This is a genomic window from Streptomyces alanosinicus, assembly GCF_014650595.1.
Taxonomy (GTDB): domain Bacteria; phylum Actinomycetota; class Actinomycetes; order Streptomycetales; family Streptomycetaceae; genus Streptomyces; species Streptomyces alanosinicus.
Genome location: NZ_BMVG01000010.1, coordinates 1 through 23502 on the forward strand (window position 1 = coordinate 1; position 23502 = coordinate 23502).

The window sequence follows — 23502 nt, forward strand, 5'->3', positions numbered from 1 at the left end:
CGTCCGGGCCAGAGCCCGGCCTCTGCGTCCGGGCCAGAGCCCGGCCTCTGCGTCCGGGCCTGATCCGGCTCCTGTGTCCGCGTCAGAGCCCGGCCCATGCGTCTGGGGCGGGATCCGGCTCCTACGTCCGGGTCAGACCCGGCTCCTGCGGTTCGGGTCAGAGCCCGGCCACGGATGTGATCGGGTCGGACCGGAACAGTGCGTGGCCTCGGGCCACCTGTGCCGAGCGCTCGCGGCCGTCCTCCGTGAGCCTGCCGAGCGCCGTGAGCAGGCCGGGCGCGTCCGGGGCCAGTTCCGAGACGCCGAGCGCGGCCATCCGCCGGACGCCGTCCAGCCCGTGGCCGGGCAGTGGGCGGTACCCGATCACGGGCAGCCCCGCCGCCAGGGCCTGTACGGCGGTCTGCCCGGCCGCGTTGTCGACCAGCGCGTACGCGGCGGACAGCAGTCCGGGCATGTCCTCGACCCAGTCCAGGGCGAGCGTCCCGGGCACCCGGGACACCCGCTCGCGCAGCCGCGCGTTGCGACCGCACAGCACCACCGGCAGCCAGCCCGCCCCGCTCAGCAGCCGGGCGGTGGCGTCCGGGCGGGACGCGGCACCCCAGGCGCCGGCGGAGAGCACGACCGGCGGCCGGCCGGGCGCCCACCCGGCGAGGCGCTGCCGCCACCCGGCCGCCCCCGCGGCCGGTACCAGGAACTCCGGCGCCACGGCCGGACCGGTCGTCACCACCGGCGTGCCCAGGGCCGCGCGTACCTCGGCCGCCGCCCCGGCCGTGAGGCACAGGTACCGGTCGTTGCCCGGATGCAGCCACTGCCGGTGCACGGCGAAGTCGACGAGGAAGACGGTGCTCGGCACCCGCAGCCGGCCCCGCGCCCTGAGGTGGCCGGTGAGCTGCGCGGCCAGATGGAAGACGGACACCACCACATCGGCGTCCACCCGCTCCACGAGGTCCATGAGCCGGTCCGCGGCGAGCCGGGCCAGCGGCACCCCGCTCGGGCGCGGCCCGCCGCCGGCGCGCAGGAACGCGGCGTAGACACCTGCGTACGCCCACGGGGCGTGCCGGACCGACGCCTGGTAGGAGCGGCGCAGCCCGCCGCCCAGGCCGTACGGCAGCAGCCGCAGGACGTCGGCCACCTGCGGCTCGTGTCCGCTGGCCGCCGCCCGGCGCGCCAGTTCGGCGGCCACGGTGTCATGACCGGCGCCCATGCCCGCGCTGAGGATCAGCGGCCGCCGCCGGCCGCGCTGCGGGGAGGGCACCTCGGCAGAAGTACGCACGGCGTCCGATTCTCCGGTGCGCGCGGCCCGCGGTCCCCCTCACAGCGCGGCCGTGTCACCCCGGCACGGCATCGGCGCGAGTTGCCCGGAGCGCCCCGGGGTGGATGAATCGGCTCAGGAGAGCGTGTGGGCGGTGAGAGCCTGGGAGGAGCCGTGAGGCGGTGGCGGCGCGGCCTGCACCGCGCCTGGGAGTGGCTCAGGGCCGGGGCCCTACTCGAACACGGCCGCGAGCTGGAACTGATGCACCGGGCCATGGGGTTCGCCACCCTGGCGCTGGTGACGCTCGCACCGCTGCTGATCGTGGTCGCCGCCGCCGATCCGCTGGTGCGGGGCGGCTTCGCCTCGTGGCTCACCGACGGCATGGGGCTGTCCGGCCGGTCCGCGCATGTGATCACCGACGTCGTCAGCCCGCCGCGCAACGTCATCGGCACCACCAGCGTCTGGAGCGCTGTCCTGCTGGCCGTCTTCGGCGTGGCCTTCGGCGGCAGTGTGCAGAACGCCTACGAACGCATCTGGGGCATGGCCTCCGGCCCTTGGCACCGGGTGTGGCGGCAGGCGACCTGGCTGGTGATGCTCACCGCCTACCTCTACCAGGAGGTGGCGACCAAGGCCGCGCTGCACGGGGGCCAGCGGATCGCGCTGTCCACGGTGAGCGGCATCGTCTTCTTCTGGTGGGGGCAGCACTTCCTGCTGGGCGGCCAGGTCCGCTGGCGTGCCCTGCTGCCGGGCGCGCTCGCCACCATCCTCGGCCTGGCCGGCCTGCGGGCCTTCTCCTATCTCGTCTTCACCCCGCTCATCGTCACCAACGCGCTCAGCTACGGCGCGGTCGGCACCGTGCTCGTGGTCGAGTCGTGGCTCATCGGCGTCGGGTTCGTCATCTACGGCGGCGCCCTGTTCGGCCGCTGGTTCACCGAGCACCACTGGATGCCGGCCCACCACCGGAGCAAGGAGGACCGGGGCGAGGAGACACCACCGCCCGGCCGGGGAAAGTACTGAACGCCTGCGGACGCTACGTCACGCCCACGGACGCTACGTCAGCTGCCGGCGCACCAGCTCGTGCAGCCGGCCGGTGGTGTCGGCGAGCAGCTCGGCCGGGGTGCCGTGCTGGACGACCTTGCCGTCCTCCATCACGATCACCCGGTCGGCGTCCAGCACCGTCGACAGCCGGTGCGCGATGACGACGCGGGTGGCGTTCAGCTTGCGTGTGCTGTCGATGACGATGCGCTGGGTGTCGTTGTCCAGGGCGCTGGTGGCCTCGTCGAAGAACAGGATGCGCGGGCGCCGGATCAGGGCCTGGGCGATCATCAGACGCTGGCGCTGACCGCCGGAGATCGCCCCGTTGCCGGCCACGATCGTGTGCAGGCCCATCGGCATCCGCTTGATGTCCTCCGCGAGCCCCGCCATCTCGGCCGCCGCCATCGCCTCCTCCGGCGTGTACGGCTCGGTGCCGCAGATGACGTCAAGGATGGAGCCGGTGAACGGCTGCGCGTGCTGGAGTACCACTCCGCACTGGCGGCGGACGGCCGACTGGTCGAGCGCCGCGAGGTCCTGGCCGTCGTACAGGACACTGCCGGAGACCGGCTTGTCGAAGCCGATGAGCAGTCTGAGCAGCGTGGACTTGCCGCAGCCGCTCGGCCCGACCACCGCGACGAACTCGCCCGGCCGGATGGCGAAGGACACGTCGTCCAGGACGAGCGGACCGTCGTCGGCGTACCGGAAGGAGAGCCGGCGGGCCTCGATCGCACCCGACAGCGGGCCCGGCCGGGTGCTGGACGTGCGCACCTCGGGCGTCGCCTCGAAGACCGGCTTGATCTCCTCGAACAGCGGCAGCGCGGCCACCGCCGAGACGAAGGAGCCGGTCAGCTGGGTGACCGAGGTCAGCACCATCGTCACCGAGGTGTTGAAGGTGAGGAAGTCGGCCGCCGACATCGCGCCCCTCGCCGGGCCCGCGAGCAGCATGAACATCAGCAGCGTGCACACGGGCAGATAGATTCCGCCGAGCACCGTGGTGAGGTTCTTGATCCGGCCGACCTTCTGCTGCAGCTCCCGGCTGTGCGCGAACTCGCGTGCCCAGGCCGCGTAGGCGTAGTTCTCGGCCGCCGCCACCCGCAGCTTGGGCAGCCCGCGCAGGGTCTGGAAGGCCCGGTTGTTCAGCTTGTTGCCGAGCACCGTCAGCTTCCGCTGCCAGCGCACCTGCCACAGCCCGAGTCCCAGGAACACCGCCGCGATCACGACGAGCATGCCGATGGCCGCCGTGGCCATCGAGGGGCTGTACCAGAACAGCAGGCCGAGGTTCATCGCGCCGACCGTCACGGACTGCGCGACCACCGGTCCGACGCCCGCCAGCAGCCGGCGGATCGCGCTGATGCCCATGGCGGCGCTGGCGAGTTCACCGGTGGAGCGCTGGGTGAAGAACCGGGTGGGCAGTCTGAGCAGCCGGTCCCACACGGCGGGCTGCAGCGCGGCCTCGATCCGGCCCTCCAGGCGCAGGATGGACAGGTTCTCCAGCAGCGTGAAGGCCGCCGCCACCACCCCGCTCACCATCACGGCCAGGCACACCTGGACGATCAGGCCCTCCTGCGCCCTCGGCACGAACTCGCCGAGCACCTTGCCCGTGGCGACCGGCACGAGCGCGCCGATGACCACCGTGACCAGGCCCGCCAGCAGCAGGGCGACCAGGTCGCCGCGGGTGCCGGACAGGCTGAACCGGAGCAGTCCGAGCGGCGAGAGCGCCTTGTCGGGCAGCGGCCGGTAGAACATGACCGCCCGTGGCTCGAACTCCTCCGCGTTCGCCTTCTCGATCGGTGTCTCGCGCCCCGTCCCGGGGTGTACGGCGACATACCCGCCGCGCCGCCACAGCAGCGCGACCGGTGCCCCGGACAGCGCCCGGTGCCCGACCAGCGGGCCCACGTTCTCCCGCCACCAGCGCCCCTGCAGCCGTACGGCCCGGGTGCGTACCCGGGAGGCGAGCGCCACGCGTTCGACCGGGTCGAGGCGTTCGCTCTCGGTGCCGCTCTGCGCGGGCTCCGCCAGGGTGATCCCGGCCGCCTCGGCGACCAGCTTGCAGGCCGCGTAGCCGGCGTCGGCGTCGGCGGTCGTGGTCCGGCGGTCCGAGCGCTTGCCGATGGAGGCCAGCAGGGTCCGGTCGGCCTGGGCGCGCACGGCCTCACCGGCCTTGATGCCAGCGGCCGCGCGGTTCTCGTGGGTGCGTTCCAGCTGCTCGATCCATCGGTCCAGCGCGGTCAGCAGCCGGTACTGCTGATCGACCATGGACTGCCACAGCGCCGGGTCCATCAGCAGATCGGCGGCGGCCTCCGCGCCGTACAGCGAGCCGTACTGGACGCTGCCCGGCGGCACCTGCATCCAGAACACGTCGTCGTCCTCCCCCATGCTCGAATGAGCTCGCGCGGGGGGACCCCCATGCGTGGCGGCCCGCTCCTCGGCCATGGGGGCCTGGAACAGGACGGACAGGCCGCGGCCGACGCCGAGGGCGACCGCGTACTCCAGCGGGCTGGTGGCGGGCGGTACGTACTGGGGGTTGCCGTACTCGTCGTACGACCAGGTCTGGGTGTGGGCGGGCTGGTACAGCTCGCGCAGGTCGATCCGGTGCACCACGCAGTCCCGCACCGGGCGGGCCACCAGGGTGTGCTGGGGGCCGGCGACCGGGCCGAGCAGCAGCGCGCCCGCCTCCAGCCGGCCCAGGTGGTGCCAGTGGCCCTGCTGGACGGCGTCCACCGCGAACAGGTCCAGGGCGCCGGCCGCGACCAGCCACAGCACCTGCGGGCCTTCGAGGTCCAGGCGGTTGAAACCGGCGCAGTCCACGCGCGTGCCCAGCGAGCCGAGCGCGCCGAGGACGAGGTCGCCGTCGTACCCCTCCTGCACAGTCGTCATCTCATCGCTCCCTGACCAGCGCGGCGTACGCACCACCGTGCGCCACCAGCTCCTCGTGCCGTCCGCGCTCGACGACCGTGCCGTGCTGGAGCACCACGATCTCGTCGCTGTCGCGGACGGTGCTCAGCCGGTGCGCGATCACCACACAGGCGCAGCCGCGCCGGCGCAGGTTGTCCATCACGACCAGTTCGGTCTCCGCGTCCAGCGCGCTGGTCACCTCGTCCAGCACCAGGATGCTCGGCCGGCGCACCAGCGCCCGCGCGATCTCCAGGCGCTGGCGCTGGCCGCCGGAGAAGTTGTGGCCGTCCTGCTCGACCTTGCTGTGGATGCCGCCGGGCCGGCGCATCACCACGTCGTACAGGGCCGCGTCCTTCAGCGCCTCCACCACGGCCTCGTCCGGGATCGAGGGATCCCACAGGGCCACGTTGTCCCGGACCGAGCCCTCGAAGAGGAACACGTCCTGGTCGACGAAGGAGACGGAGGCGGCGAGCGCGCCGCGCGGAATGTCCTCCAGACGGCGGTCGTCGATGCGGATCACCCCGTCCCACGGTGTGTACAGGCCCGAGATCAGCCGGGACACCGTCGACTTGCCGCTGCCGGAGCCGCCCACCAGCGCCACCTGCTGCCCGGGACCCACGGTCAGGTCGAAGCCGGTGAGCAGCGGCTTGTCCAGCGGGCTGTAGCCGAAGGTGACGTTCTCCAGTTCGACGTGCCCGTGCAGCCGGCGGGTGGAATCGCCGCCGCCCGGGCGGGCGTAGAGCGGGTCGGCCTGGAAGTTCTCCACGTCCTTCAGCCGGGCCACGTCGGCCGCGAAGTCCTGGATGCGGCCCGCCACGCCGTTCAGCCGGGTCAGCGGCGCGGTGAAGCGGGTGACCAGCGCCTGGAAGGCGACCAGCAGACCGACCGAGATATGGCCCTCGACGGCGCGCAGGCCGCCGATCCACAGGATCAGCGCGCTGTTGAACGTGGCGAGGGTCGGCGCGACCACCCCGAGCCAGGCGCTCGGCACCCCGAGCCGCTGCTGCTCCTCCAGGGTGGTGGCGTGCTGCCCGGCCCACTTGCGGAAGTAGCCGTCCTCACCGCCGGTCGCCTTCATCGTCTCGATCAGCTGAAGACCGGTGTACGAGGTGTTCGTCAGCCGTGCCGTGTCCGCGCGCAGCTTCGCCGTACGGGTCGCGCGCAGCTTGACGACCAGCCGCATGGCGACCACGTTGAGCAGGGCCACGCCGATGCCGACGAAGGTGAGCTGCGGGTCGTAGGTGTAGAGCAGCACGGCGTACAGCACGACGACGATCGCGTCCACGCCCGCCGCCGCGAGGTCGCGGGCCAAAGTCTCGGCGACCTGGTCGTTGGACTGCAGCCGTTGCACCAGGTCGGCGGGGGAGCGCTGGGCGAAGAACGTCACCGGCAGCCGCAGCAGATGGCGCAGGAAGCGGGCGCTGGAGAGGGTGGAGGAGATGATCCGGCCGTGCAGCAGGTTGGCCTGCTGGAGCCAGGTCAGCACCAGGGTGAGCAGCACACAGGTGCCCATCGAGGCGAACAGCACACCCAGCAGCGAGGTCTGGCCGCCGATGAGGAACTTGTCGATGTAGGTGCGGCTGAGCGCGGGCACGGCGGCGCCGACCGCGACCAGCAGCAGGCTGGCCAGGACGGCGGCGGGCAGGGTGCCGGCGGTGCCGCGCAGCCGGGCCGGCATCGCGCCGAGCACGCCCGGTCTGCGGCCGCCCTTGGTGAAGCCGTCGCCCGGCTCCAGCACCAGCACCACACCGGTGAAGCTGCCGTCGAACTCCTCCATCGGCACGAACCGTCGGCCCTTGGCGGGGTCGTTGATGTAGACGCCGCGCCGGCCGAAGCGGCGGCCCATGCCGTCGTAGACGACGTAGTGGTTGAACTCCCAGAACAGGATGGCCGGTGCCCGCACCTCGGCGAGGGCGGCCAGGTCCATCTGCATGCCCTTGGCGGTCAGCCCGTAACTGCGGGCCGCCTTCAGCAGGTTGGAGGCGCGTGAGCCGTCGCGGGAGACACCGCAGGCGATGCGCAGCTCCTCCAGCGGGATGTGCCGGCCGTAGTGGCCGAGGACCATGGCGAGGGAGGCGGCGCCGCACTCGACGGCCTCCATCTGCAGGACGGTGGGGGTACGGACCGTGCCGCCGCGGGGCTTGGGGACCGGCCGTTTGGCGGGCGCCGCGCGTCTGCGGCCGTGGGTACCCCGGGTGCCTTCGGTCTGGGCGGTCACGGGAGCAGCCAATCGACGGGGTGCTGGTCGGCCAGCTTGATCGAACCGGAGGCGAGCGTCATGGAGTCGAGCCGGAAGGGCGGTCCGTCGCTGGTGGACCAGCGGTAGCCGCTCTTCGTCGTCCTCGACGGGTCGAGCGCGACGAGTACGGCGACCGGTCGGCCCTTGTGGGTGAACTGCTCGCCGAGCTGGCTGTCGCCGAGGAACGCGGAGATCGACTGCGCGGACTGCGCGGTGCGGTCCACCGACTTCACCCGGCCGCGCAGCACCCCGTACGTCTGTGTCGGTACCGAGGAGACGGTGAGGTCGACGGAGGCGTGCGCCGGGATGTCGGCGGCGTTCTCGGCGGGCACATACACGGTCGCGTACAGCGGATCGGAGGCGTTGGCGACCTTCTCCACGGAGGCGACGTCGGTGCCCGTCTGGATGATCTGCCCGATCGTGGCGGCGAGCGCGGTCACGCGGCCCGCGGCGACCGTGCGGACCACCGAATCGCCTTGAGCGGTACGGACCTTGAGCACGGGAGCGTCGGCGCGCAGCTGTTCGCCCTGCCGGGCGAGGACGGCCGTGACCTGGCCGGACACCGGGCTCTGCAGCAGATAGCTGCCCTGCCCGTGGGTGAGGATGGCCGGTGCGCCCACGGTGGAGGCGACCGAACCGGTCACCGCCCAGACGGAGGCCGCCGCCATGACGACGACGGTGACGCCCAGGGCGAGCCAGCCCTGGGGGCGGGCCAGACGCACCGGGAGGTCCAGCTCTTCCGGTGACTGGAGCTTGGCGAGGGCCTGTTGGCGGAACTGCACGGAACTTCCCTCACCTGTGGGAGAGACGCTGGTGTTTCTGGGCATCCGAGAGCCCCGGAGTCGGGATACGACTCCGGGACTTCCGTGTGCGACAAGCCGCGATCAGAGACCGGCGACCAGGTCGGTGACCGGCTGAACGTTCAGACCGGTGACACCCTCGACGGTGCCGACAGCGGTGTTGACCAGGCCGGAAACCGGGGCGATGCCGTTGACGGCGCCGGTCACGGTGTTGAGGGCGTTCACGGACAGACCGCCGGAGACGTTGTCCAGCTCGGCGTCCGAGATCTCGACGGTCTCAACCTGGGGGGTGGAGTTCATGATGGAACTTCCCTTCCTAATGGATATTTCACAAGGGGGGAGCGGCCCCCTCTGGGGACAGACGGACGGCCGCCGACCGCGGGCGCCGGGCCCCGTCTCCGGGAGCCCGGCGCGACCCCCGCGGTGCGATGGATCAAAGCACGCAGCCGGGGCGGGCTTCCAATCAACCAGGCCTCTCACCTGGGCACTTGGCTCAGGAAAGGAGGCATCCGTGCAGGCGTGCGCACGTCACGTCGGCGACTCCTTCACATGCGGCACGGCATCGGCGCGTCCGGCCCCTTGCCCGCCGGGCGGCGAATCCGGCACTCCTCGCCAAAGGAGTGCCGGGGGGCGCGCGATTGTGCAGATCCTCGGTCGACAGTGACTTGGTTGAGTATTCAATGTGCAGATTCCCTGAAGCAGAGATTCCGCATCGTGCCGGGAACGGACCGTTACTGATCGGTAGCGTTCCGTGTCAGCCCAGAATCGCATAGACCGTGCTCGCCCGGGCCGCGAGCGCCCCCGAGCCGGTGTCGCTCAGGGTGATGTCGGCGAACGCCGTACGCCGGCCGAGTTTCGTCAGGACCGCTTCGATCCGGACATCCGCGCCGGTCACCGCGCGCTGGAACGACGTCGACTGCTGCACCGTCGTCATCGGCACGAAGCCGCCCCGCGCGGCGGACACCGCGATCACCGTGGCCGTGTCGGCGGCCGCCATCAGCGCCTGCCCCGACAGCCCGCCGCCCTCCCGGGCCAACCGCTGTGACCACGGCAGCAGCAAGACGGCCCGGTCCTCGCCCACGGCCTCCACCCGCAGCGCGAGATCGAGCACCCAGGGGGCGAAGTTGGCGGACAGGATCTTGTCGGCCTCGGCGGGAGTCATCGTCATAGGGGGGACAGTTCCCGGCCGCCCCGCGCGACACGCGTGGCCTGACCGATTCGCCCGCCCGGCGGGGCCGCCCGGAAACGGAATTGAACGCACCACGCGGCGGGTGCGTACCTACGGCCATCCAGGCGCCCCGGAAACGCACTGCCCGTCAGCGGCAGCCCCTCGTCCCCAGGAGGTCAAGAAGTTGAGTCACAAGCGAATGCCCAAGCGCAAGGCCGCGATAGCGGTGGGCGGTGTCGCGGCGCTCGGAGCGGCGGCACTCCTGCTGCCGAACGCCAACGCCTCGCAGGACAAGAACGACATGAACGCGGCGGGGACCGGCGGCGTCAAGACGCTCAAGGCCACCCAGGCCTCCGGTGTCGCCGCCCAGGTCCAGAAGATCCTCGGTGACGCCTTCGCCGGGTCGTACTACGACAGCGCCAAGCAGCAACTCGTCGTCAATGCGGCCGACGGCGACCAGAATGCGATCGCCCAGGCCAAGAACGCGGGCGCTGTCGTGCGCGAGGTGCAGAACAGCACCCGCGCCCTCAAGGCCGCGGCCGGCACGCTGAAGACCAAGGCGACGATCCCCGGCACCTCCTGGGCCGTCGACCCGCGCACCGACAAGGTCCTCGTCACCGCCGACTCCACCGTCACCGGCGCCAAGTGGAACAGACTGCAGTCGACCGTGCAGAGCCTCGGCACCGGCATGGCGACCCTGAAGAAGTCGGCCGGCAGCTTCAAGACCTTCGTCTCGGGCGGCGACGCCATCTTCTCCCAAACGCAAGCGGGCGGCGTGCGCTGCTCGCTCGGCTTCAACGTCACCGCCTCCGACGGCAGCCCCGCCTTCCTGACGGCCGGTCACTGCGGGGTCGCCGCCAAGGACTGGTCCGACTCCCAGAACGGCCAGCCCATCGCCTCCGTCGACCAGGCCAAGTTCCCCGGCAACGACTTCTCGCTCGTCAAGTACACCGACCCCAACACCCAGGCGCCCAGCGAGGTCAACGCCGGCAACGGCCAGACCGTGCAGATCACCCAGGCCGCGGACGCCACCGTCGGCGAGACCGTGTTCCGCATGGGCTCCACCACCGGTCTGCACAACGGGCAGGTCACCGGCCTCGACGCCACCGTCAACTTCCAGAGCGAGACCAACCCCGGCGGCACCGACACCGTCAACGGCCTCATCCAGACCAACGTCTGCGCCGAGGCCGGCGACAGCGGCGGCTCCCTGTTCACCCAGGACGGCAGCGCCGTCGGCCTCACCTCCGGCGGCAGCGGCGACTGCACCAGCGGCGGCGAGACGTTCTTCCAGCCGGTCACCGCCGCTCTGCAGGCCACCGGCGCCACCCTCGGCAACGGAGGCAATGGAGGCAGCGGCGGCAACGGCGCGGGCGGCCAGTCCGGCTCCGCCGCCCCGTCGGCCTCCGCGAGCGACCCCTCCGGCGCCGGTGACCAGTCCGGCGCGGGCGGCGACCAGATCGGCGGCTCCGCCGACCCGTCCGCTTCGGCGAGCGACCCCTCCGGCGCCGGTGACCAGTCCGGCACCGGAGCCGGCGCGAGCGACCCGGCAGGCAGCGGCGGCGACCCGTCGTCCGGCAGCGGCTCCGCGAACGACGGCTCGTCCCTGACCGGCTCGAACTGAGCCTTCGCGACTCCCCGGCCGGCCTCACCCGCGGTTGCGGCCGGCGGGGTCACGGTCCGGCTCTCCGGCGGGAGGGCCGGACCGTCGCGCGACGGCCGTCACCCGGGCGGCCGCACCCCGTCAGGCGGGCTCACACGCCCGCCGGCCGCACTCCGTCAGGCGGGCTCACGCGCCCGCAGCAGCAGCACCGCCACATCGTCCACCCGCTCCTGTGCCGCCGCGCTGTGCCGGACGAGTTCGTCCGCCAGCCGCTCCAACGGCTGGTCGCCGATCTCCGACAGCAGCCCGCCGAGGCCGACCAGCGCGTCCTCGATGTCGATGCGGGGCGCCTCCACCAGCCCGTCGGTGTACAGGACGAGGACCGATCCGGGCGCGAGGGACACCTCGGTCGTCGGATACACCGCACCCGCGTCGATCCCGAGCAGCGGCCCGCCCGCCAGGTCCAGCACCCGGACCCGGCCGTCCGGTCGTCTCAGCAGCGGCGGCGGATGTCCCGCCCGCGCCATGACGGCCCGCCCGCGCGCCGGGTCCAGCCGCAGATACAGACAGCTCGCGAACAGCTCGGTGCCGAGGTCGATCAGCAGCCGGTTGGTGCTGCGCATCACCTCGTGCGGCGCCTGCCCGACGGTGGTGTAGGCCCGTACTCCGGTGCGGATCTGCCCCATCAGGCCCGCCGCGGTCACATTGTGGCCCTGGACGTCCCCGATCACCGCCGCCGTCAGCGGCAGTGTCGGCACCAGGTCGTAGAAGTCGCCGCCGATGTCCATGCCATGGGTGGCCGGCAGATAGCGGGCGGCCGCCTCGATGCCGGGCGGCGGCGCCAGGGAGTGCGGCAGCAGGGCCTGCTGGAGCCCGTGCGCGAGCCGGTGCTTGGCGTCGTAGAGCTGGGCCCGCTCCAGCGCCTGCGCGATCAGCCCGCCGAGGGACGTCAGCACGGCCCGCTCGTCCGCCGGGAACACATGCGGCTCGGCGTAGGCCAGCACACAGGTGCCCACCGGCCGCCCCGACGCGATCAGCGGCAGATACGCCCAGGCCGCGAAGCCGTCCGGGCTCTCGTTCCGGCTCGGATACAGCCGTTCCAGCTCGTCCCGGGAGTCGAAGAACGCCGGCACCCCGCTGTTGAGCGCATGGGTGCCGGGGGTCCGCTCGCTCAGCGCCAGCCCGTGGAACCGCTCCACGGTGTGCGGATCGGCGTACCCGCGATGCCCCAGCACATGCAGCCGTCCGCCCTGCGTGCCGAGGATCACCATCGCCTGGCTGCCGACCGCCGCGGCCACCTCGTCCCAGACCAGCTGCACCACGTCCCGCACCCCGACCGCCTCGGTCAGCGCGCCCGCGAGCCCCAGCACCTGCGAGATGGTCACCAGCCGGGACGGGGCCACGTCCGGCTGCCGCGCCCCGCGCGCGATCTCGGCCACCGCCCGCGCCCGGCTGATCCGCATGCTCAGCCCGGTCGTACTCGGATACATCCGGAACGACAGCCACTCGCCGGGCGGGCGCAGCGCCACGAACGACGTCATCTGCTGGCTGAGCAGCGCGCCCCGGTAACGGTCCTCGTACATCGGGTCGTTCAGCCAGGGCACCGACACCCACGGCTGGGTGCCGAGCAGCTCCCGGGCGGGCCGGCCGAGCAGCTCGGCGGCGGCCGCGTTGACGAACCCGATCCGGCCGTGCAGATCCAGCGACACCAGCCCGTACGGCAGCCGGGACACCATCCGCGCCGCCTCCACCGAGCCCAGCGTGTCGGCCACACCGCCCAGCGGGGTCGCGACCATGTCGCCCTCGTGCCCGGAGAGGGGCCCCTCCTCCCACGCGCCCCGCTCCAGCCGCAGCGCGAGCCGGTCGCAGGCCGCCCACAGCTGGTCGCGCTCCGCGTCGGACAGCTCCGGCGGATGCGCGCCGGGCCAGGTCACGAACACCGCGCCGTACACCCGCTGCTCCGTCGCCACGGGCAGCGCGGCCAGCGCGAACGGGTAGGGCAGCACCACCGCGATCCGCGGATAGCAGCGGGCCATCGCCTCCTCGCCGCCCACCCACACCAGCCGCCGCTCGCGTGCCGCGTCGGCGACCGGGATCGGGGCGCTGAGCCCGACCCGCTCCCACGGTGCCGCGAACGCCCGGGGCATGCCGGCGTGCACGGCCATCTCCAGGACCGGTTCGTCGGACCTGAGCAGATACACCGCGCCGGAGTGCGCGTGCACCTCGTGCATCATCGCGACCAGCGCCAGCGACAGCGTCGGCAGGGCGGGGGGTGCCCTGTCGGCCACCGGTGCGGGTTCCGGTCCCGGCCCGTCGGACACGGCGACCACCTCCTCGCCCGGCCGCGTCGCGCATCCTGGGCACAACATTCCCTCGTGGGAGCGCGCCGCGCACGGCGAGCGGTCCGCTCCGGGCGCCCGGCCCCACCTGGCGGGACGCCCTCCCGGTACCCGCGTCGGCCCGCGCCATGCCCGGGAAACGGATGCGTGGGCGGCGTACGGGCGCCTCGCGTGCGCCCCCGCGCACCCTGATGGCCGGATCTCCGCGCCCGCAGACGGTGTCCGCACCCAAGAATGGGCACGCGCTTTGGGTGCGGAACGCGGCGGGCCGCGAGGGGTGCCGAGGGGCGCCGAGGGCGCGGACCGGGCCGGCGTGGGCGAGGACGTGGAACAGGCGTGGGGGACCATGCGAGGGGGCGGGGCAGTGATCAGGGTGTTACTGGTGCACGACGCGTGTCTGATGAGATCGGTCCTGGCGGAGTGGCTGCGCGGAGAACCGGGACTGTGTGTGGACCACACGCCGTGGCGGGATGCCGACGCCCGGGTGCGGTCGTCGTGCCCGGACGTGTGCGCGGCGGACCTCGACTGGGCCGAGGGCCAGGGGATGCCGCCGCTCGGCGATCTGTGCCCGCCCGGTACCGGCGGCAGGCCGCCGGCGCTTGTGGTACTGGCCCAGGTGAACCGGCCGGGCCTGCTCAAGCGGGCCGCGGAGGCGGGTGCGCTCGGCTTCGTCGACAAGGCCGGATCGCCGGACCGGCTGGTGCGGGCCATTCGGTCGGGCGCCAAGAGGGAACGTTTCGTCGATGCGTCGCTGGGCTTCGGGTTCCTCAAGGCGGCCCAGATGCCGCTGACCCGGCGCGAGCTGAGCGTGCTGTCCCTGGCGGCCGCGGGCGCGTCCATCGCGGAGATCGCCGGCAGCCTGCATCTGTCCCATGGCACCGTCCGCAACTACATGGCGTCGATCACCCGCAAGACCGGCGCCCGCAACCGCGTCGACGCGATCCGCATATCGCGGGGCGAGGGGTGGGTGTGAGCGGCGAGGGACACGTGAGGCGACCTGACGACAGGCCCTAGCGGGGCAGTGGTGCCGGGCGGGGTGTCCAGGCGCCGGCCAGGTCCCGGTACAGGGCCGAGGAGCGCAGCAGCTCGGCGTGGGTGCCACAGGTGGTGCGGGCACCGTCCATGACGAGGATCAGCCCGGCGCGCCGGGCTGAGCTGATGCGGTGCGCGACGACGATCAGCGTGCCGCCCGGACGCGCCGCGAAGGCCCGCTCGGCGCGCGCTTCCGCCTCCGGGTCGAGATGGCAGGTCGCTTCGTCCAGCAGTGCCAGCGGGGCCGCGCAGAGATAGGCGCGGGTCAGCGCGATCAGCTGCCGCTCGCCCGCGGACAGCTCCGCCGGGGACACCGTGGCGCCGGGTCCGCCCAGTGCGGTCAGCAGCGGGGTCAGCCCGACCGCGTCCGCGGCCGCCAGCAGCTCGGGCTCCGGGACGGGAGCGTCACGGAAGAGGGCCAGGTTCTCGGCCAGGGTGCCGGTGTGGACGTAGGCCTCCTGCGGGATCAGCACGGTTGCCCCCGGCGCGGGGGCGGGGCGGCCGTGCACGAGGACGGTGCCGCGCTGAGGGGTGAGCAGGCCGGCCACCAGGCCGGTGAGCGTCGACTTCCCGATCCCGCTGGGGCCTACGACGGCCAGGTGCTCGCCTTGGGGGAGGGTGAGGCCGAGGCCGTCGAGGACGGGTTCGCCGCCGGGGCCGTAGGTGAAGGTGACCGAGGTGAGGGAGAGGGCGGGTGGGGGAGAGGGGGGTGCGGTCGTCGGGCGGGTGCGGGCGGTGTGCGGCCGACGGCGCGGCTCCCCGTCCCCCCGGGGCGGTCGCTGTTCCCGGTGCCGGGAGTCGGAGCGGGTCAGCCGGCGCAGTACGACCGTCAGGCGGGAGCCGCTGGTGCCCAGGCCGTGGACGAGGTTGTGCAGGGCCGGAAGGAGGGACTGGGTGACGTAGGCGAGCGCGCCGACCAGGGCGCCCGGGGTGACACCGTGGCCGAGCAGCCAGGGCGCGGCGACCAGCAGCAGCACCGCCGGGAGCTCGCCGCCCACCGCCAGGGCGGCCACCCGGGCCGCGCTCCAGCGGGCCAGGGCGCGGGCGGTCCGCAGTTCCGCGTCGGTGCGCCGCCCGACGGAGCCGGCGACGCGCTCCTCGGCGCCGGACGCGGTGATGTCCCGCAACGCCTCCAGCACCCCGCCCAGTTCCTGGGCCAGCGCCTCGTCGGCGGCGAGGAACGCCTCCTGCCGGCGGGCCAGCGGCCGCAGCGTCACGGCGAACAGGGCCACCCCGGCGAGCAGCGGCGGCAGGACGACCACGAGCAGCAGCGGGTCCAGCGAGAACAGGCCGATCAGGGCGCCGGCAGCGGTGAACAGGAACGAACGGGTCACCATCACCACACCGGCGAGCGTGTCCCGGGCGATCTCCACCTGCTGGGTGAGGCCGGACAGCGCACCCGCGTCCGCCTCCCGCACCCCGCGCGCGACCACCGTCCGCACCAGCCGGTCCCGGGCCGGCTCGACCAGCGCGGCGACGACGCCGTACACCCGCCCGGTCCCGTAGGCCCCGGCGCACACGGCCGCCCCCGCGGCCCCCAGCCACAGCAGACCGGTCCGCGCGTTCCCGGCCAGGAACCCGGCGTCCAGGGCCCGCGCCAGGGCATATCCGACGACGAAGGTCTGTCCCGCCTCCAGCACGGACCACACGCCGAGCCGCAGCAGCACCCGCCACCGCTCCCGCAGGAACCCGCTCACCCACCGCCACAGCGGCACCCCCGCCGCCCTGCCTCCCGTCGGTCGCTGCATCAGTCCCGCGCCTCCGTCCCGGATCCGGTGGCGGCCCCGAGGTCGCTCGTGGCCCCCTCCGCGTCGCCGAACACCGCCCGGTACTCCGCCTCCCGCCACAGCTCCTGATGCGTGGCGACCGCCCTGACGCGGCCGGAGTCCAGCCAGGCGACCCGGTCCGCGCGGGCCGCGGTCGCCGCGCGGTGGGCGATCAGCAGACGGGTGCGGTCCGTGTCGGCGGTCAGCAGGGTCTCGGTGATCCGGTGTTCGGTGACCGTGTCGAGACTGGACAGGGCGTCGTCGAGGATCAGCAGCCGGCCGCCGTGGGCGAAGGCGCGGGCGAGGCCGAGACGCTGGGACTCGCCGCCGGAGCGGGGCGCCTCGGCGGTGCGGGTGGCGTAGCCGTCGGGGAGGCGGCGTACGAAGTCGTCGGCGTGGGCGCGCCGGGCGGCGGCGCGGACCGCGTCCGGTGTGGCGGCCGTGAGCCCGAAGGCGATGGTGTCCTCGATGGTCGTACCCGGCAGGGCGGGGCGCTCGAAGGCATAGGCGACGGCACGGCGCAGCTCGGCGTGGGCGAGGCCGCGCAGCGGGACGCCGTCGAGGAGGACCTCACCCGCGTCGGGGTCGGCGAGCCGGCCGGCGAGCTGGGCGAGGAGGGACTTGCCGGCGCCGGAACGGCCGACGACCGCCAGCGTGGTGCCGCCCGGGACGGTCAGGTCGACCCCGTCCAGCACGGTGCGACCGCCGCGCCGTGCGGTGACCGCCCGCAGCTGCAGCAGGCCGTTGCCGGGCGGCAGCCCACCGGTGCCGTGTCCGGGCGCCGGCTCGGCGAGCACCTCGGCGAGCCGGCCCGCCGCCGCGCGGGCCCGGCCCAGCGCGGCCAGCTGCCCGACGAGCGCGCCGATGCCCGTGGCGAGCACCGCGTACCGGGAGGCGGCCAGCACATCGCCCACCGACAGGCGATGCCGGGCCAGCAGCAGTCCGGCCACCGCCAGCACACCCAGGTTCAGCAGCGGTGCCACGGTGACGGCCTGCGCGGCGGCCCGGCCCTGCACCCGCCACATACGGTGCCCGGCGCGCGACAGTTCGGGCAGCGGCCCAAGGATCCGGTCGGTCTCCCGGTCCTCGGCGCCCGCGGCCCGGATCGTACGGAAACCGCCGACCGCCTCCGCCAGCGCGCCGGCGATCCGGCCCTGCACCCGCTGATATTCGGCCACGCACGCCGAGGTGTCCCGGGCGAAGGCGCGCAGCAGCAGCGCCAGGACCGGCGCTCCGGCGAGGAACACGGCCGCCAGCCACGGGTCGAGGAGACCGAGCGCCACCACACCCCCGACCGGCCCGGCGAGCGCGGCGAGCAGCGCGGCCAGCGCCCCCGGCGCCGTCCCGGCCTGCGCGGCGTTGCCGACCAGCCGCGCCACCAGGTCCCCGGCGCCGAACCGGGCCCCCGCACGCGGCCCCAGCGCCAGCACATGCCCGGTGAGGCGGCGGCGCAGCCCCGCGGTGGCCTGTGCGTCACAGAGCCCGGTGAGCACGCCCGCGCAGCCGTCCAGCAGGGCCAGCAGCAGGACGAGGCCGGCACAGCCGGCGACCCAGCGGGCGGCCGGGGCGCGGTTCAGCAGCAGGTCCAGGGTGTGGCCGAGCAGGGCGGGCAGCAGCAGCCCGGCCGCCGTGGCGGCCGTGCTCACGGCGCACAGCGCCGCACAGCGGGCGGCGCTGCCGTGCGCCGAGGCGAGGGACAGGGCCCGGCCGGACACCGAACCGGCGCTGTCGGGGCGGGAGTTCATCGGCGGTGGCCTCGCTCGGGTCGGACGGACGCGGGAAGGCTCCGGACGGCCCCGCCCACACGGGGGGTGCCGTCCGGAGCCGTGGACTCACCGGCCCCGTCAGAGACAGAGCAGAACGCTCACCGTGGAGACGCAGGAGAGCAGGCTCACCGTGCTCGCGCCGCCGCCGTTGTGCTCGTCGGACTCCAGCGCCTGCAGGTCGAGAAGTGCCATGGTCGTGGTCCTTTCCCTTGGATTCGGGGACGGGGTTGTGTCACGACTCCGTCAGCTTGCGGAGCCGCGTGCGGGGGCCGCCGGTGGCGGCGGGAGGAAGGGCAGATGCGCGGTGCCGGTGCCGTCGCGGGCCGCGGCGAGCGCGAGCAGGCAGCCGGCCGTGCCGGTGGCGAGGTCCATCGACAGCCGCATCATCTGGTGCCCGGGGAAGGCCAGTTGGCCCTGGTAGTCCATCGCGAGCCAGCCGAGCCCGGCGATCTGCTGCTCCAGCCGCTCCCGCCCGGCGCCCGGCGCCGAGCTGCGGGCGAGGTGCAGGATCAGTCCGGCGCGGCCCTGGAAGAGGCCGGGATGGGCGTAGAAGCGGGAGGTGGCGGCGGTCAGGATGCCGGTCCGGGCGCGCTCGAAGTCCACGCTGTCGGCGTGTGCCGCCGCGTCGCTGTCGCCGAGCGCCAGACAGCCGCTGAGCGCCAGATAGTCGTCGAGGACCAGCCCGATCCCCGCGCTGCCGTCGCCGAGATAGGGCAGCGTCCGCCGGCCCTCGTCCACCTCCAGGCCGCCGCCCGCCTCCTGGATGACACAGCGGTCCAGGTCCCGGCGGAGCGCCTCGCGCGCCGCCCGCAGACAGCGGTCGTCGCCGGTCTGCTCGTAGCGCCGCAGGAGGAACAGCGCGGGCCCGCTCGCGCCGCGCAGCAGTCCGGCGCGCCGGCGCGGGGTGTCCGGGACCGGTTCGCCGAGCCGGCGTACGAGGATGTCGGCGGCCTCTTCGGCGTGTTGCCCAAGGGCGGGCTCGCCGGTCGTGTCCGCGAGCCGGCCGAGGACCAGGCCCAGCCCGGCGAGTCCGCCGTGCAGGTCGGAGGCGAGCCGGCGCCAGTTCTCCCGCAGGATGCCGTCGACCAGGTCCAACGCCCGCTGCCGGTGGCCGAGTCGATCGAGCACCAGGGCGACGCCCGCGAGGCCGTCGTACAGGCCGAGCGGGGTGCCGGGCGGGGGCGGCGCGGTGCGGTCGAGCAGCCAGCGCTCGCCCTCGTCGTAGCGGCCCGCCCCGGCCGCTTCGAGCGCGTACAGCACCCCGGCCGCGCCGTGCGCGAGACCGAGTCCGCCGCCGTCCGAGAACTGGACGATGTCACCGGGGAAGAGCCGGTCGTCGCGTTCGGGTGTGGCGGAGGCGAGGATCGCCTTCACCATCGAGTCCCGGCTGTAGGGCCAGTCGCCGGGCACCACCGGCGGGGCCGGCCGGCTGCGGCGTCCGCCCGCGGCGTCCCGGGTGATCTCCGCGACCGCCTCGTCCAGGAAGGCCCGCGGCACGTCCGGGAACTGCTCGGCGATCACCTCGGCGAGATGTGCGGCCTTGCCGCGGTCCACCACGAACAGCGTGGTCACCGGCAGGAACAGGGCGATCCGCAGACAGGCCAGCGCATAGCGGTCGACGTCGGTGCCGCGGCGGTCCGGCGGGGCGAAGAAACCGGGGTGGGCGACGGTCTGCCGGGCGTGCGCCGCGGCGGGGGCGGCGGCCTCGAAGTCGACCAGGAAGACGGACTCGTCGTCCTCGCCCACCATGATGTTGAAGACGTGCAGGTCGTTGAAGACCAGCCCGCGCTCGTGCACCGCGGCCACCGCCCGCTCCACCGCCGCGTTGATCCGCAGCGCCCACGCCGTGTACGCGGCGATCCGCGCCGGGTCGGGGTCGGGCGTGAGCAGCGGATGCCGTTCGGCGAAGAAGGAGTTCAGCGGACGGCCCGCCAGGTGGTCCATGACCAGGAAGCGGTGCTCGCCGAGCGTGAACCAGTCCCGTACCTCGGGCACCACACCGGTGCCGGCGACCCGTTCCAGCGCCGCCTTCTCGCGTTCCAGCCGGGCCACCGCGTCCGCGCCGTCGCCGGCGAGCCCCGCGTGCGGGCGCGCCTCCTTCAGCACCACCCGCCGCCCGTCGCGCGTGTCGGTGCCGGCGTACACCCCGCCGCCGTTGGAGAAGTGCAGCGCCTTCTCGATGCGGTACGGCAGGTCGCCGACCGTCGTGGTGTTGCGTGCCTCCAGCTGCGGTCTCAGGAACTCCGGCAGCGTCACCCACTCGGGCACCTGGAAGGTCGGGGTCCGCCGGTCCGGCACCAGCTGCCCCGTGCCGTCGGTGACCGCGAGCACCAGGGAACCGCGCTCGTCGACGACGTACCGGCGGGCGAAGGCGCCGTAGCGGACGTAGAGCGGGCCGTCGTGCCAGCGCAGATCCGTCAGGATGTACGGGCCCTCGAAACCCTCCAGCAGCGCGCCCAGCTCACACAGCGTCCGGTGCAGCTGCTCCTCGTCTGCGGGGTAGAGCGTGACGAACTTGCCGCTGGCGTCGCGGCCCGCGTACTTGGCGTTGCGCAGATGCAGCAGATGCGGACCGGGCACGAACTTGAAGGGGATGCGGCGCGGCACGCAGTAGTCCCACACGATGCCCGCGATCTGTTCGGCGTTCGTGGCGGTCGCCGAGGAATGGATCTTCCAGCCCTGCGCCGGCGCGTCGAGCGGCGCGCCGTCGGCGGCAGGCGGGGTCAGCGTCAGCCAGTCGCCGGAGCGCGCCGACTGCCAGCCCTCGGGTACGGTGCGCCGCGCCGTCTCGAACAGGGGTGCCGCCTCACCGGACGTCCCCGGGAGCCGGTCGGGCGTGTCGTAGAAATGCCCGTCGGCGAGCGCGTACACCTCGTACCGCTTGTCCATGCGGCTCCCGCCCCTCGTCGTGTGAACGGAGAAGACACTGGCAGCAGCCGGGTGGTCGCGGACAGTCACGACTGTCACGAGGAGACCGTGCGGAACGCATGGGTCAAGATGCGTTCGGCGCCTTTCGAACGAACCGGCCGTCCCGGGGCATCCGGAGCGTCCGCAGGGGCTGCGCGGCGGCCCCGTACGCGCTGTAATGGCGAACGTGGTGAGTGAGGGCGCTGCGACCAGCGGAACGCGGACGGCGCCGGAGCGTGCCGAAGCCGCCCTGGACACACTCACCGCGACACCCGCCGCGCCGGACCGGCTCCGCCGGGTCCTGGAACAGGCGCTGGTGTTCGCGGGAGCGGCCTTCGCCGGGGTGTACACGCCCGGCGACGACCCCGCCCAGCTGCGCCTCGCCGAGTCGGCGGGCCTGCCCCGCACCCTGTACGGCCTGCGCGACGGCTATCCGGCCGCCGGTACGTCCCCGGTCGCCGAGGTCCACCGCACCGGGAGCCCGCGCCGGCTGGGCCCTGCGGAGCTGGCCAGCTGCCCCGAGGCACGGCGCACCCCGTCCCTGGACTTCTCCGTGGCCGTGCTGCCGCTCGGCGCGGCGGGCGGCGGCTGTCTGCTGGCGGTCAGCGAGCATCCCGGCGGGTTCGGGCCCGACGACCGGGCCTGCCTGGAGCTGATCGCGCGCGCGATCGCCGTCCCCGCCCCGGCCGCACCCACCGGCGAGGGTGGTGAGTCGGCGCCGGACGGCTTCAGCCTGGCGATGGACAGCGGCCGGGTCGAGGTCGGCGACGACATCCTGCGGCTGTTCGGGCTCGGCCGGGACGCCTTCGACGGCCGGGTCGAGACCCTGCTCGCGCTCACCGTGCCCGAGGACCTGCCCGCGCTGATGTCCGTCGTCGAGGCCGATCACATGTCCATCGGCGACCGCGAGCTGGAGTTCCGTGTCCGGCAGCCCTCAGGACCGCCCAAATGGCTGCGGCTGCGTGGCCGGCTGCTGGCCGGCGGCGAGGGCCGTGCCGCCCGGCTCGTCGGCACCGTCGCCGACGCCTCCACCCTGCGCTCCGACGTCACCGACGTGGCCCGGGTGCAGCGCCTGGCCGCCGCGCTCGCCGTCGCGGGCACCGTCAAGGACGTCGGCAAGGCCGTCGTCGCCGCGTTGCGCGGGCCGCTGCAGGCCGACCGGATCGCGCTCGCCGAGCTGGAGAACGACCGGCTGGTCGTCACCGTCCTCGACCCGCCCGGACCCGAGGCCTGGCCCGATCTGTGGCGCAGCGAGTGGCGCACCGAATGGCCGGACGCGCCGGTGCGCGCCATGCCCACGCTGGCCGTCGCGCTGCGCGAGGGCCGCGCCCGGATCTGGCCGGCCGGCAGCGCGCTGGAACCTGCCCTCGCCGAGGTCGGCCCCGGCGGCCTCGCCGTACTGCCGCTGCCCGCCGGCGGCCGGACGGCCGGCGCCTGTCTGATCGGCTGGGACCAGCCGCACGACTTCGGCGCCGACGAACGCGCCCTGCTCACCGCCTGCGCGGGCCTCGCCGGCCAGGCCCTGCTGCGCGCCCACGCCTTCGACGCCGAGCACGAACTCGTCGGCATGCTCCAGCGCACCCTGCTGCCGCGCCGGCTGCCCCGGCTGCCCGGCGCGGTCGCCGTCGCCCGGTACCTGCCGACCACGGCCGGTCTGGAGGTCGGCGGCGACTGGTACGACGTGATCCCGCTCGCCGACCACCACGTCGCCCTCGTCATCGGCGACGTACAGGGCCACAACGCGGGCGCCGCCACCCTGATGGGCCAGATGCGCACCGCGCTGCGCGCCTACGCCGCCGAGGGCCACCCGCCGGACGTCGTCGTGGCCCACGCCAACCGGCTGCTGCTGGACATGGAGACCGACCTGTTCGCCACCTGCACCTATGTCGACGCCGACATGGAGCAGGGCACCGCCTGGGTGGTGCGGGCCGGACATCTGCAGCCCGTGCTGCGCCACCCGGACGGCACCGCCGAGATCGTCCGCGCCGAGGGCGGGCCGCCGCTCGGTGTGCTCGGTCAGGCCGACTTCCCGATGACCCCGCTGCGGCTGCTGCCCGGCACGGTGCTCGCGCTGACCACCGACGGGCTGGTGGAGTCGCCGGACGCCGACCTCGACGTCGGCATGGACCGGCTCGCCGCCGAGCTGGCCGCCGCCGACCCCGCGCATCTCGGGCTCGTCGCCGACGCCCTGCTCACCGGCGCCCACCGCGGTGACGACGTCGCCCTGCTGCTGATGCGCTACGACGGCATGGCCGTACACCCGCTGCGCGAGAGCTGGACGGTGTGGCGGGTACCGGAGGCGGCCCGGCACGCCCGCCGCTTCACCCGGCGCACCCTGCGCACCTGGGGCGTCCCGCCGGACACCATGGACGCGGCGCTGCTGGTGGTCTCCGAACTCGTCACCAACGCGCTCGTGCACACCGACGGACAGGTCCGGCTCGACATGAGCCTGGTCAACCACCGGCTGCGGCTCGCCGTCGCCGACGCCTCCCCGCGCAGCCCCGTCAAACCCACCAGCATCGGCTGGGAGGCCACCGGCGGCCGGGGCATCATCCTGGTGGAGGCCGTGTCGGCCGCCTGGGGGACACTCCCGGTCAGCGGCGGCAAACAGGTGTGGGCGGACCTCGTCCTCGCCCCCTGACCACCGCGTGCGGCGCGTACCCGGTCGCTGACGGCCACACGGGTGCGTTCGCGGGGGCGTCT

Annotated in this window: 15 protein-coding genes; 4 read left to right on the forward strand and 11 right to left on the reverse strand. The window is 74.0% G+C overall.

The window, feature by feature from the left end; all coding sequences use genetic code 11:
• Positions 1-157 precede the first annotated feature (157 nt).
• A complete protein-coding gene (locus IE277_RS21895; RefSeq protein ID WP_189955268.1) occupies positions 158-1204 on the reverse strand; it encodes an MGDG synthase family glycosyltransferase in 1047 nt (348 codons plus the stop codon).
• 222 nt (positions 1205-1426) lie between these two features.
• On the opposite strand from IE277_RS21895, the gene IE277_RS21900 reads away from it, so the two are divergent.
• A complete protein-coding gene (locus IE277_RS21900; protein WP_189954970.1) occupies positions 1427-2269 on the forward strand; it encodes a YhjD/YihY/BrkB family envelope integrity protein in 843 nt (280 codons plus the stop codon).
• A gap of 33 nt (positions 2270-2302) precedes the next feature.
• Here IE277_RS21900 and IE277_RS21905 read toward each other — a convergent pair whose 3' ends face one another.
• The 5 genes from IE277_RS21905 to IE277_RS21925 all read right to left on the reverse strand — a co-directional run bounded on the left by IE277_RS21905 (position 2303) and on the right by IE277_RS21925 (position 9389).
• Positions 2303-5164: an NHLP bacteriocin export ABC transporter permease/ATPase subunit gene (locus IE277_RS21905; protein WP_189954972.1), complete on the reverse strand. Its 2862-nt coding sequence runs from the start codon at positions 5162-5164 to the stop codon at positions 2303-2305.
• A gap of 1 nt (position 5165) precedes the next feature.
• The gene (locus IE277_RS21910; RefSeq protein ID WP_189954974.1) at positions 5166-7400 is read right to left on the reverse strand and encodes an NHLP family bacteriocin export ABC transporter peptidase/permease/ATPase subunit; all 2235 of its coding nucleotides are present in this window, start codon (positions 7398-7400) and stop codon (positions 5166-5168) included.
• On the reverse strand, positions 7397-8203 hold the full coding sequence (locus tag IE277_RS21915; RefSeq protein ID WP_189954976.1) for an HlyD family efflux transporter periplasmic adaptor subunit: 807 nt from the start codon (positions 8201-8203) through the stop codon (positions 7397-7399). The genes IE277_RS21910 and IE277_RS21915 overlap by 4 nt, the downstream gene beginning before the upstream one ends.
• Before the next feature lie 102 nt (positions 8204-8305).
• The gene (locus IE277_RS21920) at positions 8306-8521 is read right to left on the reverse strand and encodes a type A2 lantipeptide (RefSeq protein WP_189954978.1); all 216 of its coding nucleotides are present in this window, start codon (positions 8519-8521) and stop codon (positions 8306-8308) included.
• A gap of 454 nt (positions 8522-8975) precedes the next feature.
• Positions 8976-9389 carry a PaaI family thioesterase gene (locus IE277_RS21925; protein WP_189954980.1) on the reverse strand — a complete coding sequence of 138 codons (414 nt, stop codon included), beginning with the start codon at positions 9387-9389 and terminating at the stop codon, positions 8976-8978.
• Positions 9390-9588: 199 nt separating this feature from the next.
• On the opposite strand from IE277_RS21925, the gene IE277_RS21930 reads away from it, so the two are divergent.
• Complete coding sequence (locus tag IE277_RS21930; protein ID WP_189955270.1) at positions 9589-11010, forward strand: S1 family peptidase; 1422 nt, start codon at positions 9589-9591, stop codon at positions 11008-11010.
• Between the two features lie 155 nt (positions 11011-11165).
• Here the strand turns inward: IE277_RS21930 and IE277_RS21935 are convergent, their stop codons facing one another.
• The gene (locus IE277_RS21935; RefSeq protein WP_373310844.1) at positions 11166-13319 is read right to left on the reverse strand and encodes a SpoIIE family protein phosphatase; all 2154 of its coding nucleotides are present in this window, start codon (positions 13317-13319) and stop codon (positions 11166-11168) included.
• A 409-nt stretch (positions 13320-13728) separates the two neighbouring features.
• Here IE277_RS21935 and IE277_RS21940 point away from each other — a divergent pair, with 409 nt between their 5' ends.
• Entirely contained in the window at positions 13729-14301 is a 573-nt protein-coding gene (locus tag IE277_RS21940; protein ID WP_308433409.1) for a response regulator transcription factor, read from the forward strand.
• A 37-nt stretch (positions 14302-14338) separates the two neighbouring features.
• On the opposite strand, the gene IE277_RS21945 is transcribed toward IE277_RS21940, so the two are convergent.
• The 4 genes from IE277_RS21945 to lanKC all read right to left on the reverse strand — a co-directional run bounded on the left by IE277_RS21945 (position 14339) and on the right by lanKC (position 20781).
• Positions 14339-16108, reverse strand: a complete 1770-nt coding sequence (locus IE277_RS21945; protein ID WP_189954984.1) for an ATP-binding cassette domain-containing protein — start codon at positions 16106-16108, stop codon at positions 14339-14341.
• Positions 16108-17871 carry an ATP-binding cassette domain-containing protein gene (locus IE277_RS21950; RefSeq protein WP_189954986.1) on the reverse strand — a complete coding sequence of 588 codons (1764 nt, stop codon included), beginning with the start codon at positions 17869-17871 and terminating at the stop codon, positions 16108-16110. The genes IE277_RS21945 and IE277_RS21950 overlap by 1 nt, the downstream gene beginning before the upstream one ends.
• Before the next feature lie 99 nt (positions 17872-17970).
• Entirely contained in the window at positions 17971-18084 is a 114-nt protein-coding gene (locus IE277_RS21955; protein ID WP_189954989.1) for a SapB/AmfS family lanthipeptide, read from the reverse strand.
• A gap of 51 nt (positions 18085-18135) precedes the next feature.
• Complete coding sequence (gene lanKC / locus IE277_RS21960) at positions 18136-20781, reverse strand: class III lanthionine synthetase LanKC (RefSeq protein ID WP_189954991.1); 2646 nt, start codon at positions 20779-20781, stop codon at positions 18136-18138.
• Positions 20782-20977: 196 nt separating this feature from the next.
• Between lanKC and IE277_RS21965 the strand changes: the two genes are divergently transcribed.
• On the forward strand, positions 20978-23440 hold the full coding sequence (locus tag IE277_RS21965; RefSeq protein ID WP_189954993.1) for a SpoIIE family protein phosphatase: 2463 nt from the start codon (positions 20978-20980) through the stop codon (positions 23438-23440).
• The last annotated feature ends 62 nt before the right edge of the window (positions 23441-23502 follow it).

Bases quoted from the DNA above. Each gene is read 5' to 3' on its own strand.
- IE277_RS21895 (WP_189955268.1), bottom strand. From the start codon at position 1,204: ATGGGCGCCGGTCATGACACCGTGGCCGCCGAACTGGCGCGCCGGGCG.
- IE277_RS21905 (WP_189954972.1), bottom strand. From the start codon at position 5,164: ATGACGACTGTGCAGGAGGGGTACGACGGCGACCTCGTCCTCGGCGCG.
- IE277_RS21920 (WP_189954978.1), bottom strand. From the start codon at position 8,521: ATGAACTCCACCCCCCAGGTTGAGACCGTCGAGATCTCGGACGCCGAG.
- IE277_RS21925 (WP_189954980.1), bottom strand. From the start codon at position 9,389: ATGACGATGACTCCCGCCGAGGCCGACAAGATCCTGTCCGCCAACTTC.
- IE277_RS21930 (WP_189955270.1), top strand. From the start codon at position 9,589: ATGCCCAAGCGCAAGGCCGCGATAGCGGTGGGCGGTGTCGCGGCGCTC.
- IE277_RS21940 (WP_308433409.1), top strand. From the start codon at position 13,729: ATGAGATCGGTCCTGGCGGAGTGGCTGCGCGGAGAACCGGGACTGTGT.
- IE277_RS21945 (WP_189954984.1), bottom strand. From the start codon at position 16,108: ATGCAGCGACCGACGGGAGGCAGGGCGGCGGGGGTGCCGCTGTGGCGG.
- IE277_RS21950 (WP_189954986.1), bottom strand. From the start codon at position 17,871: ATGAACTCCCGCCCCGACAGCGCCGGTTCGGTGTCCGGCCGGGCCCTG.
- IE277_RS21955 (WP_189954989.1), bottom strand. From the start codon at position 18,084: ATGGCACTTCTCGACCTGCAGGCGCTGGAGTCCGACGAGCACAACGGC.
- lanKC (WP_189954991.1), bottom strand. From the start codon at position 20,781: ATGGACAAGCGGTACGAGGTGTACGCGCTCGCCGACGGGCATTTCTAC.
- IE277_RS21965 (WP_189954993.1), top strand. From the start codon at position 20,978: ATGGCGAACGTGGTGAGTGAGGGCGCTGCGACCAGCGGAACGCGGACG.